This is a genomic window from Mesorhizobium sp. M0478, from assembly GCF_040321305.1.
Classification (GTDB): domain Bacteria; phylum Pseudomonadota; class Alphaproteobacteria; order Rhizobiales; family Rhizobiaceae; genus Mesorhizobium.
Genome location: NZ_JAMYRH010000001.1, coordinates 807,294 through 821,172 on the forward strand (window position 1 = coordinate 807,294; position 13,879 = coordinate 821,172).

The 13,879-nt window shown below is 63.9% G+C and carries 15 protein-coding genes; 3 read left to right on the top strand and 12 right to left on the bottom strand.

The features are described from left to right. Nucleotides 1-49: 49 nt before the first annotated feature. The 5 genes from NKI64_RS03945 to rplS all read right to left on the bottom strand — a co-directional run bounded on the left by NKI64_RS03945 (nucleotide 50) and on the right by rplS (nucleotide 3,709). Complete coding sequence (locus NKI64_RS03945) at nucleotides 50-865, bottom strand: amino acid ABC transporter permease (RefSeq protein ID WP_023710216.1); 816 nt, start codon at nucleotides 863-865, stop codon at nucleotides 50-52. A 169-nt stretch (nucleotides 866-1,034) separates the two neighbouring features. Beyond that, nucleotides 1,035-1,835 (bottom strand): transporter substrate-binding domain-containing protein, encoded by an 801-nt coding sequence (locus NKI64_RS03950; RefSeq protein WP_023687705.1) that lies wholly within the window; start codon nucleotides 1,833-1,835, stop codon nucleotides 1,035-1,037. Between the two features lie 237 nt (nucleotides 1,836-2,072). Beyond that, nucleotides 2,073-2,570, bottom strand: a complete 498-nt coding sequence (locus NKI64_RS03955; protein WP_023683877.1) for a MarR family winged helix-turn-helix transcriptional regulator — start codon at nucleotides 2,568-2,570, stop codon at nucleotides 2,073-2,075. After that, nucleotides 2,567-2,995 carry an organic hydroperoxide resistance protein gene (locus tag NKI64_RS03960; protein WP_023694503.1) on the bottom strand — a complete coding sequence of 143 codons (429 nt, stop codon included), beginning with the start codon at nucleotides 2,993-2,995 and terminating at the stop codon, nucleotides 2,567-2,569. The genes NKI64_RS03955 and NKI64_RS03960 overlap by 4 nt, the downstream gene beginning before the upstream one ends. 153 nt (nucleotides 2,996-3,148) lie before the next feature. Then, nucleotides 3,149-3,709, bottom strand: coding sequence for a 50S ribosomal protein L19 (gene rplS, locus NKI64_RS03965; RefSeq protein ID WP_023670525.1), 561 nt, complete (start codon nucleotides 3,707-3,709; stop codon nucleotides 3,149-3,151). 326 nt (nucleotides 3,710-4,035) lie between these two features. Here rplS and NKI64_RS03970 point away from each other — a divergent pair, with 326 nt between their 5' ends. Further along, on the top strand, nucleotides 4,036-4,788 hold the full coding sequence (locus NKI64_RS03970) for a sulfite exporter TauE/SafE family protein (protein WP_023683874.1): 753 nt from the start codon (nucleotides 4,036-4,038) through the stop codon (nucleotides 4,786-4,788). Here NKI64_RS03970 and trmD read toward each other — a convergent pair. After that, on the bottom strand, nucleotides 4,770-5,468 hold the full coding sequence (trmD, locus tag NKI64_RS03975; protein ID WP_023670527.1) for a tRNA (guanosine(37)-N1)-methyltransferase TrmD: 699 nt from the start codon (nucleotides 5,466-5,468) through the stop codon (nucleotides 4,770-4,772). The genes NKI64_RS03970 and trmD overlap by 19 nt on opposite strands. Next, nucleotides 5,465-6,064, bottom strand: a complete 600-nt coding sequence (gene rimM / locus NKI64_RS03980) for a ribosome maturation factor RimM (RefSeq protein ID WP_023814767.1) — start codon at nucleotides 6,062-6,064, stop codon at nucleotides 5,465-5,467. Before rimM ends, trmD begins: the two co-directional genes overlap by 4 nt. Nucleotides 6,065-6,182: 118 nt before the next feature. Between rimM and NKI64_RS03985 the strand changes: the two genes are divergently transcribed. Then, nucleotides 6,183-7,121, top strand: a complete 939-nt coding sequence (locus tag NKI64_RS03985) for a tyrosine recombinase XerC (RefSeq protein WP_023670529.1) — start codon at nucleotides 6,183-6,185, stop codon at nucleotides 7,119-7,121. 73 nt (nucleotides 7,122-7,194) lie between these two features. Then, nucleotides 7,195-8,259, top strand: coding sequence for a TraB/GumN family protein (locus NKI64_RS03990; protein WP_352666550.1), 1,065 nt, complete (start codon nucleotides 7,195-7,197; stop codon nucleotides 8,257-8,259). Nucleotides 8,260-9,107: 848 nt separating this feature from the next. Here NKI64_RS03990 and lpdA read toward each other — a convergent pair. The 5 genes from lpdA to odhB are packed head-to-tail and all read right to left on the bottom strand — an operon-like array spanning nucleotide 9,108 to nucleotide 13,839. After that, nucleotides 9,108-10,514 (bottom strand): dihydrolipoyl dehydrogenase, encoded by a 1,407-nt coding sequence (lpdA, locus tag NKI64_RS03995; protein ID WP_352666551.1) that lies wholly within the window; start codon nucleotides 10,512-10,514, stop codon nucleotides 9,108-9,110. A 23-nt stretch (nucleotides 10,515-10,537) separates the two neighbouring features. Further along, nucleotides 10,538-11,293 (bottom strand): SDR family oxidoreductase, encoded by a 756-nt coding sequence (locus tag NKI64_RS04000; protein ID WP_023826883.1) that lies wholly within the window; start codon nucleotides 11,291-11,293, stop codon nucleotides 10,538-10,540. Beyond that, nucleotides 11,290-11,796, bottom strand: coding sequence for a hypothetical protein (locus tag NKI64_RS04005; protein ID WP_352666553.1), 507 nt, complete (start codon nucleotides 11,794-11,796; stop codon nucleotides 11,290-11,292). The genes NKI64_RS04000 and NKI64_RS04005 overlap by 4 nt, the downstream gene beginning before the upstream one ends. Continuing rightward, nucleotides 11,793-12,530 (bottom strand): DUF4241 domain-containing protein, encoded by a 738-nt coding sequence (locus tag NKI64_RS04010; RefSeq protein ID WP_031195599.1) that lies wholly within the window; start codon nucleotides 12,528-12,530, stop codon nucleotides 11,793-11,795. Before NKI64_RS04010 ends, NKI64_RS04005 begins: the two co-directional genes overlap by 4 nt. Nucleotides 12,531-12,546: 16 nt before the next feature. Continuing rightward, complete coding sequence (odhB, locus tag NKI64_RS04015) at nucleotides 12,547-13,839, bottom strand: 2-oxoglutarate dehydrogenase complex dihydrolipoyllysine-residue succinyltransferase (RefSeq protein ID WP_352500504.1); 1,293 nt, start codon at nucleotides 13,837-13,839, stop codon at nucleotides 12,547-12,549. Nucleotides 13,840-13,879 lie beyond the last annotated feature (40 nt).

A 13,879-nucleotide genomic window follows, 5' to 3' on the forward strand; every position in this document is an offset into this window, starting at 1 on the left:
CCTCCGGAATCCTGTCCTCCGCGATCGTAGCCGTGCCCGCGTCGGACTTCTATTCCTGCTGCGCCCGCCGCAGTCGTTGCTCCAGCCCCCGCAGTGCCAGCGACAGGCTGACAGTGAGGATGAGATAGATATAGGCGACGATCGAATAGGTCTCGAAGAAGCGGAACGAGCCGGCGGCGTAGATCTTGCCCATCTGCGTGATGTCGGCGACGCCGAGCACCGAGACCAGCGAGGAATCCTTGACCATGGCAACGAAGTCATTGCCGAGCGGCGGCAGGATGGTGCGGATCGCCTGTGGGAACACGATCAGCCGGAAGCGCTGCGTGCGCGTCAGCCCGAGCGCCTTGGCAGCCTCGATCTGGCCTTTCTCGACTGACTGGATGCCGGCGCGGAAGACCTCGGAGATGAAGGCGGAATAACCGATGGTCAGCGCCATGATCGCACGCCACAACAGCGACACGTCGCGCACCAAAAGCTCGCCGAGATAGCCGGCGTTTTGCAGCGGCGCGGTCAGCGCATTCCACGCAGCCACGAAGGCCGGCGCGCCGGCGAAGGCGATCCAGAACAACAGCACCAGGATCGGCACGCCGCGGATGATCTCGACATAGAAACGAGCGATCTGCTTGAGCCAACGCGACCCCGACAACCCCATCAGCGCAATGCCGAGCCCGACGGCGGAAGCCAGCGCGAAGGCGACCACGGTGACAAGAATGGTGATGCCGATGCCTTTGGCGACGGTGGCAAAAACCTGGGCGTAGAGATCGCTGGCGGCAATGGAGAGCGCAGCGACGACGGCGAGCGCGATCGCGGCGGCAAGCCACCAGGGGAAATCGGATTTTGGGGTTGAGGCGTGGGGCGTGGCCATCAGGGCGCTTCACCCTCCCCCTTGTGGGGAGGGTCGGCGAACAAGCTTTGCATCGCAAAGCTGGTGAGCCGGGGTGGGGGTGGTGACAAAGCGCCGGCGCTGGCACCCCCACCCCGCTCCGCTTCGCGGATCGACCCTCCCCACAAGGGGGAGGGTAAGGAGTCGGACATCACTGCCCCATCTTGTAGTCGAGAAACCACTTCTTGTTGAGCGCCTCGATCGTGCCGTCGGCCTTCAGCGCCGCGATCGCCGCGTTGACCGGCTTCACCAGGTCCGAGCCCTTCGGGAAGATGAAGCCAAAATCCTCGGTGCCGAGCGGGCCGCCGATCAGCTTGAGCTTGCCGCCGGAGGCATCGACATAGCCTTTGCCGGCGGTGCCGTCGGTCAGGACGACATCGACGTCGCCGGATTTCAGTGCCTGCACCGAAGCGCCGAAGGTCTCGAACTGCTTGATGCGCGGGTTCTGCTCATTGCCGTCGAGCACGCTGTAGACGGCGGTGTAGAACGGCGTCGTTCCGGCCTGCGCGCCGATCAACCCGTCCTTGAAGGCGGCGAAGGTCTTGGCGTCGGTGAAGCGGCTTTCATCGGCGCGCACCAGCATGAACTGCTCCGAACGCATATAGGGGTCGGAGAAATCGACCTTCTCCTTTCGGTCGTCCTTGATGGTGATGCCGGTCATGCCAATGTTGTACTGGTTGTCGGAAACCGCCTGGATCATCGCGTCCCAGGAGGTGTTCTGGTACTCCACCTTGAAGTTCAGCCGCTTGGCGATTTCGTCCATCGCGTCATACTCCCAGCCGATCTGCTTGCCGGTCTTGGCGTCGATGAACTGCAACGGCGGATAGGCGTTTTCCGTCACCACCACGACCTTCTTGCCGCCGAGATCGGGCAGCGCATCGGCCGCCCATGCAGCGACGGGCGCGAGGAAACAGGCCGCGAGGGCGGCCAGCAGCAGCTTCGATTTGGTCATGACACGCTCCAGGATGAGAAGCCCGCTTGCAGCCGGGCTCGCATGAAAATCCAGGCGCGACTTTAGCCGTCCGCAGACGGCTTGCAAGCCGGTCCGGTGCTCAGCGTCCGGTGAAAGCGGATTCCAATGCCTTCAACCAACGCGGTTTTAGAACGCCCCGTGGTCGGAATTTATTCCGTGATTGCGCCGCCGGCAAACCAGGCCCCTCCTGGACACGGGAACCCGTCAGATGACGGATCAGGATGGTGACGTAGCCTCACGCAGCTTGGCGACAAATCCGGTCAAGGTCCGGTGCAGCGACTTCAGCTCCTCGACTTCCAGCGGCATGGCGCAGGCAAGGCCTGCGGATACGTCCTTGATGCGGGCGCGCAGCGCCTGGCCCTTGGCAGTCGGTTCGACCAGCACGCGGCGCTCGTCGGCCGGATCGCGACGGCGGGTGACGAGACCAGCCGCTTCCATCCGCTTGAGCAGAGGCGTCAATGTCGCCGAATCCAGCCCCAGCGCCTCGCCGAGTTCGCCGACCGTGCTCGGCGCATGCTGCCACAGCGCCAGCATCGCCAAATATTGCGGATAGGTCAGGCCGAGCGGGTCAAGCAGCGGCCGATAGAGCTTGGTCATCAGCCCGCTCGCCGAATAGAGCGCGAAGCAGAGCTGCTGGTCGAGGCGCGGAACGGCGATCCTCCCGGCGGTGTCCGCCGGGACTTCGCTGGCCCTGGTTTCGGTCTTCGTCGTCATGCTGCCTTTGCCGGAAGCGCCACGGTCGAAAGCGCCACCTCGATATTGCCTTTGATCGCATTGGAATAGGGGCAAATCTGATGCGCTGCCGATACAAGCGCTTCCGCCGCCGCCTGATCAAGGCCTTTGGTCTCCGCGGCCAGTGCGACACCAAGTTTGAAGCCTTCACCATTGGGAAGCAGGCTGACGGTGGCGCTCACCGCCGCATCGTCCAGCGGCAGCTTCTGCTTGCGCGCGACGAAGCGGATGGCGCTTTCGAAGCAGGCGGCATAGCCGACCGCGAACAGCTGCTCGGGATTGGTGGCGCCACCCTGTCCGCCGAGCTCCTTCGGCAAAGCGAGGTCGACCTTCAGCAGGCCGTCGCTGGTCTCGCCGTGGCCGGCGCGGCCGCCGGTGACGCGAGCCTGTGTGGTGTAGAGTGCCATGTCAGTTCTCCATTTGCTTTGTATCCGATCATTTAGTGTACAAGATAATTCGAGTCAACAGCCGTGGCGCAACTCTCGGCCGGCAATCGTTCACAGTCTGGTGAAACGAAAAAAGGCGGCCGAAGCCGCCTTTTCAAAATCCTTGGTCGAGATCTATTCGGCCGGGGTCGCTTCCGCGGCCTTTGCAGCCTCGTCGGCGGCCTTGGCGGCTTCGTCGGCGGCCTTCTTCTCGGCGGCTTCCTGCGCGGCCTTCTCGGCTGCCAGCGCCTGCACGGCGGCGATCTTCTCGGCCTCGATGCGGGCCTTCTCAGCGTTCAGCGCGTCGCGCTCCTCATCGTTCAGCTTGCGGGCGCGCACGCCGGTGTTTTCCGAAATACGGGCCGACTTGCCGCGACGGTCGCGCAAATAATAGAGCTTGGCGCGGCGCACCTTGCCGCGGCGCACGATCTCGACGCCTTCGACCATCGGCGAGTAGACCGGGAAAACGCGCTCGACGCCTTCGCCGTAGGAGATCTTGCGGACGGTGAAATTTTCCTGGAAGCCGGCGCCGGCGCGGGCGATGACGACGCCCTCATAGGCCTGGACGCGGGTGCGGGTGCCTTCGGTCACGCGGACCTGGACGCGCACGGTGTCGCCGGGCTGAAACTCGGGAAGCTTGCGCTTGGCTTCGATCTTGGCGGCCTGTTCGGCCTCGAGCTGACGGATGATATCCATCTCAATAGTCCACTTCTTGTTCTTCCGACAGTCAGAGCGTCCGACACTCGCCTTGCAGTTCCATTGACCGCTCGGCTATGCCCTTTGTCCCCGAGACATCTTGTCTTCGAAACATTGGGCAGGGGCGACTACACCGTCATTGTTGACGGGTCCGGGAGATTTTTCTCGCCAGTACGGGCGGGCACATACAGCTATTTCACTGACTTGTCACGCCTTGGCCCTGTCTTTTTTGGTCGCATGCCACCACGCAATCGTCCAGTGCAGGGTTGCGCCGGCCCTTCAAGCTTCCTAATCCGGGAGCAGCACACTTGTCCGGCGGCCTCACAATGTCTGTTTTCGACGCAGTCCTGCTCTTCCTCGCGGGTTTTCTGTCAGGCGCCGTCAACGCCGTTGCCGGCGGCGGCACCTTCATAACCTTCGGCGCCATGACGCTGGCCGGCCTGCCGCCGATCGTCGCCAACGCCACGTCCTCGGTAACGCAGTTTCCCGGTTACATCACCTCGACGCTGGCTTACTGGACCGACATCAAGCATTTCTGGCGCGGCGCGCTGCTGCTTTGCCTGATCTCGGCTTTGGGCGCGCTGGCTGGTGCGCTCATCCTGCTGGCGCTCTCAAATCCGTCGTTCCGCGCCCTCGTGCCGTGGCTGCTGCTGGCCGCAACCGCCTTGTTCGCCGCCGGGCCGTGGCTGAAACCAACGCCGAAGCCTGGGCATGAAGCCACGGTCGGCTCTCTGGCCGGTTCGCTGGCGCAGTTCGCTACCGCCATCTATGGCGGCTTCTTCGGCGCCGGCATGGGCGTCATGATGCTGGCGACGCTCGGCCTGACGCAATCCGGCGACTATCACCGGCTGAACGCGCTGAAGAACATGCTGGCCGTGGTCATCGCCGCCGTTGCCATACTGGTCTTCGTTTCCGGCGGCGTTGTTGCCTGGCCTCAGGCAATCGTCATGATCCCCGGCGGCGCGCTCGGCGGCTATGCCGGCGTCTGGATCGCCAAGCGCGTGCCGCAAAACGCAGTACGCGGCTTCGTCATCGCCGTCGGCCTGTTTCTCGCCGTCTACTATTTTGCCAAGGGCTGAGCGGCGAGCAAATCCGGCCGCCGCTCCTTCGTCAGCCTCTCGGACTCTGCGCGGCGCCAGGCGGCGATCTTCTTGTGATTGCCGGAAACCAGCACGTCGGGGATTGGCCTGCCTTCGAACTCCTGCGGTCGCGTGTAATGCGGATGTTCGAGCAGACCGTTCTCAAAACTTTCTTCCTCGCCTGATACCGCATTGCCCATCACACCGGGCAACAGCCGGACCACGGCATCGAGCAGCACCAGGGCTGCCGGCTCGCCACCGGAGAGGATGAAATCGCCGATCGAGACTTCCTCCAGCCCACGCGCCTCGATCAATCGCTGGTCTACACCCTCGAAGCGGCCGCAGACGATGACGGCGCCCGGCCCGGCAGCCAGCTCGCGCACCCGCGCCTGCGTCAACGGCTTGCCGCGCGGGCTCATCAGCAATTTTGGCCGCGGATCGCCGGACGGCGAGGTGTGGTCGATCGCCTTGGCCAGCACATCGGCGCGCATCACCATGCCGGCGCCACCGCCGGCCGGCGTGTCGTCGACGGTGTGATGGCGATCGCTGGCGAAGTCGCGGATCTGGATAGCTTCCAGCGACCATGTCCCGACTTCGAGCGCCCGTCCGGCCAGCGACAGGCCTAGCCCGCCCGGAAACATCTCGGGATAGAGCGTCAGCACCGAAGCCTTGAACGTCACCGGTTGCCCCCGGCGTCGCGTGGCCCGCGCGGCCGGCCCTTCGCGTCGAAGTCTTCTTCGCGCGGCGCCTCGCCATCCTCGTCCTCGACCAGCCCGGCCGCCGCCGGATCGACACGGACAAAACCTTCGGCAACCACCACCTGCGGCACGGCGGCCTGCGTGAACGGGATCAGCACGCCTTTGCGCCCGCCAAGCGTGACATCGAGAATGTCGCCGCCGCCGAAATTGTGTACCGCGACCACCTTGCCGACAACCGCATCCGTGTCGTCGCGGACTTCCAGCCCGACGAGATCGGCGTGGTAGAACTCGTCCTCTTCGCCATCGTCCGGCAGCATCGAGCGGTCGACGAACAGCTCCGTGCCGGCCAGCGCCTCGGCGGCGTTGCGGTCGGCAATGCCCTTGAAACGCACCACGACGACAGTGTTTGCCGGCCTTATGTCGATGATCTGGAAGGCGCGGCCGTCCTTGGCATAGAGCGGGCCATAATCCGCCAGCGCCAGCGGCTCGCCGGTGAAGGTTTTCACCCGCAATTCGCCCTTGATGCCGTGGGCGGCGCCGATCACGGCCATTTGCACGGGGTTCTGGGGCTTCGACATGGCTGATATCCTTTGCCCTGCTCTAACGCCCTACCGGCGTCATTTCAATGATCGCCCGTGGCCATTTCAATGACAGGTTCTTCACCGCTTCCTAACCCGGCTGCCTGACAATGGCGGCATGCAGGAATTTCTCATCCCGGCAAAACCCGACCTCCAGGCAGCGCGCGAAAGCTGGCTGAAGATGCTGGCGCGCGAGCGTCGGCTGTCACCGGCGACTGTCGAGGCCTACGAGCGCGACACGCGCCAGTTCCTGCATTTCCTGACCGGACATTGCGGCGGCTCGCCCGGCATTTCCGACATCGCAACCTTACGCCCGGCCGATCTGCGCGGCTTTCTTGCCGCGCGGCGCAACGCTGGCGCTGGCGCCCGCACGCTCGGCCGGGGTCTTGCCGGCATCCGTTCGCTGCTGCGTTTCCTCGAACGGCGCGGCCTCGCCAACGCCGCGGGTGCAGCAGCTTTGCGCGCGCCGCGCCAGCCGAAATCGCTGCCCAAGCCGCTGACCGCCAGCGATGCCAAACATGTCGTGTCGGTGGAAGGCCAGCTGGCTGAAGAGCCCTGGATCGCCGCCCGCAACGCCGCCGTGCTGACGCTGCTTTATGGATCGGGCCTGCGCATTTCCGAAGCGCTGGGCCTCAGCGCCGCCGACCTGGCATCGGAAGCCGACACCGTGCTGCGCGTCACCGGCAAGGGTGGCAAGACACGGCTGGTGCCGGTGCTGCCGGTGGCGCTCAGGGCAATCGCCGAATACCGAAAACTGTGTCCCTACCATCTCGATCCCAAGGGCCTGCTATTTCGCGGCGCCCGCGGCGGGCCGCTCAACCCGGCCATCGTCCAGCGCGACATGGCCAGGCTGCGCTCGGCGTTGAACCTGCCCGACACCGCGACGCCGCACGCGTTGCGCCATTCCTTCGCCACCCATCTGCTCGGGCGCGGCGGCGACCTGCGCACCATCCAGGAACTGCTCGGCCACGCCAGCCTGTCGACGACGCAGGTCTATACCGGCGTCGACACGGCAAGGCTGCTCGAGATCTACGAATCTGCCCATCCCCGCGCGTGACACTGTATAAGTCCAGGACAATTTCCCCACGCCGGTTAACCGTTTCGCCGCTTTTCAGTCCTAGAACCGCACCATGAAACGCGCCCTTGCCATCGCCGACCGCGCCGCCCTTGTGTCGCTGAAGCTGCTCGTCGCGCTCAACGCCCTGTTTTTCCTGTCTTTCCTCATCGTGCTGCTGCTTGCCATGGGCAGGGCGCATGCCGAAGCCCCGGCCTGCGCCGGCGCCGATCTGCTGTCGGCCCTGCAGAAGGAAGACCCCGCCACCTATTCCAGGATCGAGACGGAAGCAGCAGCGACGCTGAACGGCAAGGGCCTGTTGTGGAAGCTGGAGAAATCAGGCGAAAAGCCATCCTTCCTGTTCGGCACCATGCACATGACCGACCCGCGCGTGACCACTCTGCCGCCGGCAGCCAGGAAAGCCTATGGCGCTGCCGGCACCATCATCATCGAGACCACCGACGTGCTCGACAAGCAGAAGATGATGGAGGCCATGCTCAAGGAACCCGAGCTGATGATGTTCACCGACAACACGACGTTGTCGTCGCTGTTGTCGCCGGAGGATGCGGCGGTGGTGAACAAAGGGCTCGATGCGCGCGGCATTCCGCCGGCGAGCGTCTCCAAGATGAAGCCGTGGCTGCTGTCGGCCATGGTCGCGCTGCCGGTCTGTGAGGTCGCCCGTCAGGCAGGCGGCGCACCGGTTCTCGACGTCAAGCTGGCGCAGGACGCCAAGGCTAATGGCAAGCCGGTGGAAGGGTTGGAGACCGCAGCCAGCCAGCTGCGCGCCATGGCCTCGCTGCCGCTTGCGTTCCACATCAAGGGGCTGGTCGAGACCCTGAAGCTCGGCGACAAGATAAACGACATCAACGAAACCATGATCGTGCTTTACCAGCGCGGCGACACCGGCACCTTCTGGCCGCTGTTGCGTTCGATCTCGCCCGACGAAGACGACGACGCAGGTTACGCCGAATTCGACCGGACGATGATCACCGGCCGCAACAAGGTCATGGCCGACCATGCCGCACCGATCCTGGCCAAGGGCAATGCCTTCATGGCCGTCGGCGCCATGCATCTTCCCGGCCCCGAAGGCCTGGTCGAGGATTTTCGCAAGGCCGGCTATACCGTCACCGCCGTCGACTGAGCAGCGCCCGTCTTGAATACCGAATCACGTAAGCCCGGCTCTGTGCGGTGCGCAACTGATTCGCAAAGCGGAGGCGGTTGGCCCTATTTTTGGCGGAAAAGGCCAGCTAAGCTCGTTCTACCTCGTTCGTGATTGATTTTGCGGGGGAAATACAGGCCAACAAGCGGTTGCGAATCAGAATTTTCCTGCGTTCGTCAATTTGAAGGCCTAGTATGAACCCGTTCAACGGTTGCGCGTTGAGGGGTGTTGATTGATGCTTTTCATCCACGGAGGACACTTTTATGGCGAACCCTAACGATCCAGCGCCCAGGTCGGGTGGTGGCAGCGGCTGGCTGATTGCGCTGGTCGTCGTCATCCTTGCGATTGTCGCGTACTATGTTTTCGGCAGAAGCGGCGAACATCCTGCGCCCGCAGAGCCGCCGGCAGCCAGCACACCGGCGCCCGCACCTGCACCGGCTGAGCCGATGAAGCCCGCCGAACCGGCTCCCGCACCAGCCCCTGCGCCCGCACCGGCTCCTGCGCCAGCTCCGGCACCCGCGCCTGCTCCGGCGCCGAGCCCGTAATCTGGCCAACTGATCTGGCATCTTGATTCCAGCCAAGAACGGCCCGCTGAAAAGCGGGCCGTTTTGTTTGGGGCACCTATCGGCGAGCGTCGCGATTCTTCACCGCCCCCTCTGTCCTGCCGGACATCTCCCCCTCGAGAGGGGAGATCGGCAGTTCACGAACAGCGCCAGGTTAGAAACGTGAGAAACTTGAAAGCTCGCGACGCGGCGGTGAAGTCCAATCTCCCCCCTTGAGGGGGAGATGGCCGGCAGGCCAGAGGGGGGTGCTGTCCCTCCAGCGTTTCCTTAAATATGGATCGGCTTGAAGAACGTCGCCAGCGCTGCTTCCTTCACCGCTTCCGACATTGTCGGATGCGCGTGGCAGGTGCGGGCGAGGTCTTCGGAAGAGCCGCCGAACTCCATCAGCACCGCCGCCTCATGGATCATCTCGCCTGCGCCGAAGCCGACAATGTGGACGCCGAGCACGCGGTCGCTGGCTTTGTCGGCGAGGATCTTCACGAAGCCGTCCGTGTGCAGCATGGCGCGCGCGCGGCCGTTGGCGGTGAACGGGAATTTGCCCATCTTGTAGTCGATGCCGGCCTTCCTCAGCTCTTCCTCTGTCTTGCCGACCGAAGCGATTTCCGGGCTGGTGTAGACGACGCTCGGAATGACGTCGTAATTCACGTGGCCGGCCTGGCCGGCAATGGTCTCGGCCACCGCCACGCCTTCATCCTCGGCCTTGTGCGCCAGCATCGGCCCGGCGATGACGTCGCCAATGGCGTAGATGCCGGCCACGTTGGTCCTGAGATGCCCGTCGGTCTTGACCCGGCCGCGCTCGTCGACCTCGACGCCGGCTTCTTTCAACCCGAGGCTGTCGGAATAGGCCCGGCGTCCGGTCGAGATCAGCACCGCGTCGGCCTCGATGGTCTCGGCCGCACCACCCTTGACCGGCTCGAAGGTAACGGCGGCGCCCTTTTTGGCCTTGGTCACCCCTGTCACCTTGGCGCCGAGCTTGAACTCGAAACCCTGCTTGGAAAGCAGGCGCTGGAACTGCTTGGAGACCTCGCCGTCCATGCCGCCCAGGATGGTGTCGAGGAATTCGACCACGGTGACCTTGGCGCCGAGCCGTGCCCAGACCGAGCCGAGCTCCAGACCGATGACCCCACCGCCGACCACCACCAGATGTCCCGGCACTTTCTCCAGCGACAGCGCGCCGGTCGACGATACGATCACCTTCTCGTCGATGTCGACCTTGACGCCGGGAATGCCGGCGACATCGGAGCCCGTGGCGATAACGATGTTTTTCGTCTCGATCTCCTCGACCTTGCCATCCTCAGCCGACACCGACACCTTGCCGGCCGCGGCCACCTTCCCGGTGCCGCGAAACGAGTCGATCTTGTTCTTCTTGAACAGGAAGGCGACGCCATTGACGTTGGCCGAAACGGTCGCGTCCTTGTGCGCCATCATCTTCTTCAGATTGAGTTTCGGCGCCGGTATCTCGACGCCCAGCGCATCGAAGGAATGGCCGGCCTCGGCGAACATCTCCGAGGCATAAAGCAGCGCCTTGGATGGGATGCAGCCGATGTTCAGGCAGGTGCCGCCGAAAGTGGCGTTCTTCTCGACCACCGCGACCTTGAGCCCGAGCTGTGCCGCCTTGATGGCACAGACATAGCCGCCCGGTCCCGACCCGATGATAACGACATCATAAGCCATGTTCGTTTCCCTTAGCTTGGGGCTCAGCGGCCGCCGCTTACATTCAGGATTGCGCCCGTCGTGTAGGACGCTTCATCCGACAAAAGATAGAGAACGGCATGCGCGACTTCATCCGCCGTGCCGGCTCGTTTCATCGGCAGCATGTCGCGGAACCGCTCGACCCGGTCCGGCTGGCCGCCCGAAGCGTGGATCTCGGTGTCGATGATGCCCGGCCGTATCGCATTGACCCGCACGCCTTCGGTCGCGACTTCGCGCGCCAGTCCGAGCGTGAAGGTGTCGATCGCCGCCTTGGACGCGGCATAGTCGACATATTCGCCGGGCGAGCCGTGTAGCGACGCAGCCGACGAGATGTTGACGATGGCGCCGCCCTGGCCGCCATGCTTGCTCGACATGCGCCGCACCGCTTCGCGGGCGCACAGAAACGAGCCGATGACATTGATGCGCATCATGCGCTCCAGCCGCGCCAGGCTCATCTCGTCGACACGCGCCTTGACGTCGACGATTCCGGCATTGTTGACCAGGGCGTCGAGCCGGCCATAGGCGCTATCGACGGCTTCGAACACGGCGACGATGTCAGCCTCGACGCCGACATCGCCCTTGACCGCTATCGCTTCACCGCCACCGGCCTCGATCTCGGCGACCAGCGCCTGGGCCGCGGCCTCGTTTGCGGCATAGTTGACCGCGACGCGGTAGCCGGCCTTCGCCGCAAGCCGGCAAGTGGCCGCACCAATGCCGCGGCCGCCGCCGGTGACCAGAAGAACTTTCTTCGCCGCGCTCATTCCTGGCAACCTTTCAGCAAAAACACATCCCACGGCAGTTTCGAAAAACCGATGGAGCCAAAGGCGGACGACATCTGCAACGATGGACCCAGATCGGGGAAGATCAGGCTCTGCGGCGCGTCCGTGCCTTCCGCCGCCAGGAGCGCGATGTTGCCCTTATCGTCGGCGCTGTAGATGACGCCATGCCAGACCGTGCAGGCGGCAAGCTCGTCACCGGTGACGTCGCCGGTCGGGCATTTGTACATCAGCGACCCTTGCGGTCGCGAAACACCGGAGGTCCACATCACAATGCCGTCGAGCACGATGCCCTTGTCGAGCACCATCTTGAACGAGTTGGTGACGGTGACCGCATCCATCGTCGGCCGGAAATCAATGCCGGCCTCGCTTTCGGCATCGCCATAGACAGCAAGCGCCAGCGGGCAGGCGGCATGCGCCTCGTAACCCGCTGCGAGAACAGCCAGCCCGGCCATAAATCCGATCATTGGCGAAGCGATGTTTGTCATGAATTGCTCTGGCTGCTCTCGCGGCCGTCGGCGTTTTCGAGCACCTCGAAATCGGTCATCAAGACCAGCGGCTCGCCGGCCGCATCCAGTCCCCAGAAGGAATAATAGTTCCCATCACCGAAGCCAGTGTCGAACATGGCTATATTAAGCGGATTTCCATCAACCGGATTATCCATGCGGAACTTGTCGAACGAGCATGCAACGTCAGCAAGATAGCTGTCGAGTTCCTCCTGGTCGGACATCAGCGTCAGAACCGACTTGTCCATGAACGAAGCAACATTATCATCGACAATAAATCCAGACTTCCAGGACGATGTGCCGACGTCGCGGACGAAGGCAGCCAACTCCCACCGCACCGGCAAGCCAGTGCCAAACCGCAATACCGCTGCAGCAACACGGCCTTGCGCCTCAAGCAACGTGACTGGATAGCATCCCGGCCTGACCTTACGGCTAAACACAGGCCGTTCCAGCCCGGTAATCAGTGGATCGCAAGCGATGATTTCGCCGGTCGGTAGCTCAAGCTCACCGATCGCGGTGACGATGATCTTCCGCTCCGCCATTTCGGCTTCGCTGAGAGCGAAGACACCGAGATTGCTGCTCGCCGGCGCCGAATCCCATTCAGTCGATGTCGCCGGCGGAGAGATGGCGGCGGAAGCCGCCGGCCGGGAACGCCTCAATACGCTACCCGCTACTCGACCCAGCTTGAACCCAAACCGCGCCAGCCAGCCGCTCATGACGGATCAGCTCCGATCACAAATCAAGCACCAGCCGTTCGGGATCCTCCAGGCTATCCTTGACGCGGACCAGGAAGGTCACGGCTTCCTTGCCGTCGACGATACGGTGATCGTAGCTGAGCGCCAGGTACATCATCGGCCGAATCACGATCTGGCCGCCGACCACGACGGGCCGGTCCTGGATCTTGTGCATGCCAAGAATGCCCGACTGCGGCGCATTGAGGATCGGCGTCGACATCAGCGAACCGTAGACGCCACCGTTGGAAATCGTGAACGTACCACCCTGCATGTCGGCGACCGACAGCTTGCCGTCCCGCGCGGCGATGCCCAGCCGGCCGATATCCTTCTCGATCTCGGCAATCGACATTTGGTCGGCATTGCGCACCACCGGCACGACGAGACCCTTTTCGGTGCCGACGGCAACGCCGATATGGGCATAGTTCTTGAAGATGATGTCGGTGCCGTCGATCTCGGCATTGACCGAGGGGATTTCCTTCAATGCGTGCGTAACCGCCTTGGTGAAGAAGCCCATGAAGCCGAGCTTCACGCCATGCTTCTTCTCGAAGATGTCCTTGTACTTGGTCCTGAGCGCCATCACCGCCGACATGTCGACCTCGTTGAAGGTGGTCAGCATGGCGGCGGTCGACTGCGCTTCCTTCAGCCGGCGCGCAATGGTCTGGCGCAGCTTGGTCATGCGCACGCGCTCCTCGCGCGACGCATCGTCGCCCGAAGACGGCGCACGCACAGCGACCGGAGCCGGTGCGGCCTTCGGAATTTCGGCCGGCTGCGACGGCGCGCCCTTGGAAATCGCGTCGAGCACGTCGCCCTTCAGCACCTGGCCGCGCTTGCCCGAGCCAGAAACCTGGTCGACCGACAGATTGTTCTCGGCGATCAGCTTTGCGGCAGCTGGCGCCGGCGGCATGGTGCGCGGCTCGACCGGCCCGGCATCGCCGGCTATCTTGGCGGTCTCAGCCGCAGCCTGCCTGGTCGTGTGCGCTGCGTCCGGGCTCGAAGCCTGCGACACCGCTTGCGGCTTGGTCTCCTGCTTGGACGCCGGGGCGGCCGTGGCGACGCCTGCCGAGATCGAACCCAGCAACGCGCCGACGCCAACGGTCTCGCCTTCCTTGGCGGTGATCTCGCCCAGCGTGCCGGCGGCGGCGGCAGGCACCTCCACCGTCACCTTGTCGGTTTCGAGCTCGACCAGCGGCTCGTCGACGGCAATGGCATCGCCGACCCTCTTGAACCACTTGCCGATGGTCGCCTCGGTGACGGATTCGCCGAGAGTGGGAACGCGGATTTCGGTAGCCATTGTGCCTGTCCGTTTCTTCTCTGTCTGTTCTATTCGCCGG

Coding starts and splice junctions, on each gene's coding strand:
- NKI64_RS03970 (WP_023683874.1), top strand. CDS start 4,036: ATGTCTGTTTTCGACGCAGTCCTGCTCTTCCTCGCGGGTTTTCTGTCA.
- NKI64_RS03950 (WP_023687705.1), bottom strand. CDS start 1,835: ATGACCAAATCGAAGCTGCTGCTGGCCGCCCTCGCGGCCTGTTTCCTC.
- NKI64_RS04005 (WP_352666553.1), bottom strand. CDS start 11,796: ATGACAAACATCGCTTCGCCAATGATCGGATTTATGGCCGGGCTGGCT.
- NKI64_RS04010 (WP_031195599.1), bottom strand. CDS start 12,530: ATGAGCGGCTGGCTGGCGCGGTTTGGGTTCAAGCTGGGTCGAGTAGCG.
- odhB (WP_352500504.1), bottom strand. CDS start 13,839: ATGGCTACCGAAATCCGCGTTCCCACTCTCGGCGAATCCGTCACCGAG.
- rplS (WP_023670525.1), bottom strand. CDS start 3,709: ATGGATATCATCCGTCAGCTCGAGGCCGAACAGGCCGCCAAGATCGAA.
- NKI64_RS03945 (WP_023710216.1), bottom strand. CDS start 865: ATGGCCACGCCCCACGCCTCAACCCCAAAATCCGATTTCCCCTGGTGG.
- rimM (WP_023814767.1), bottom strand. CDS start 6,064: ATGTCGAAGCCCCAGAACCCCGTGCAAATGGCCGTGATCGGCGCCGCC.
- NKI64_RS04000 (WP_023826883.1), bottom strand. CDS start 11,293: ATGAGCGCGGCGAAGAAAGTTCTTCTGGTCACCGGCGGCGGCCGCGGC.
- NKI64_RS03990 (WP_352666550.1), top strand. CDS start 7,195: ATGAAACGCGCCCTTGCCATCGCCGACCGCGCCGCCCTTGTGTCGCTG.
- NKI64_RS03985 (WP_023670529.1), top strand. CDS start 6,183: ATGCAGGAATTTCTCATCCCGGCAAAACCCGACCTCCAGGCAGCGCGC.
- NKI64_RS03960 (WP_023694503.1), bottom strand. CDS start 2,995: ATGGCACTCTACACCACACAGGCTCGCGTCACCGGCGGCCGCGCCGGC.
- NKI64_RS03955 (WP_023683877.1), bottom strand. CDS start 2,570: ATGACGACGAAGACCGAAACCAGGGCCAGCGAAGTCCCGGCGGACACC.
- lpdA (WP_352666551.1), bottom strand. CDS start 10,514: ATGGCTTATGATGTCGTTATCATCGGGTCGGGACCGGGCGGCTATGTC.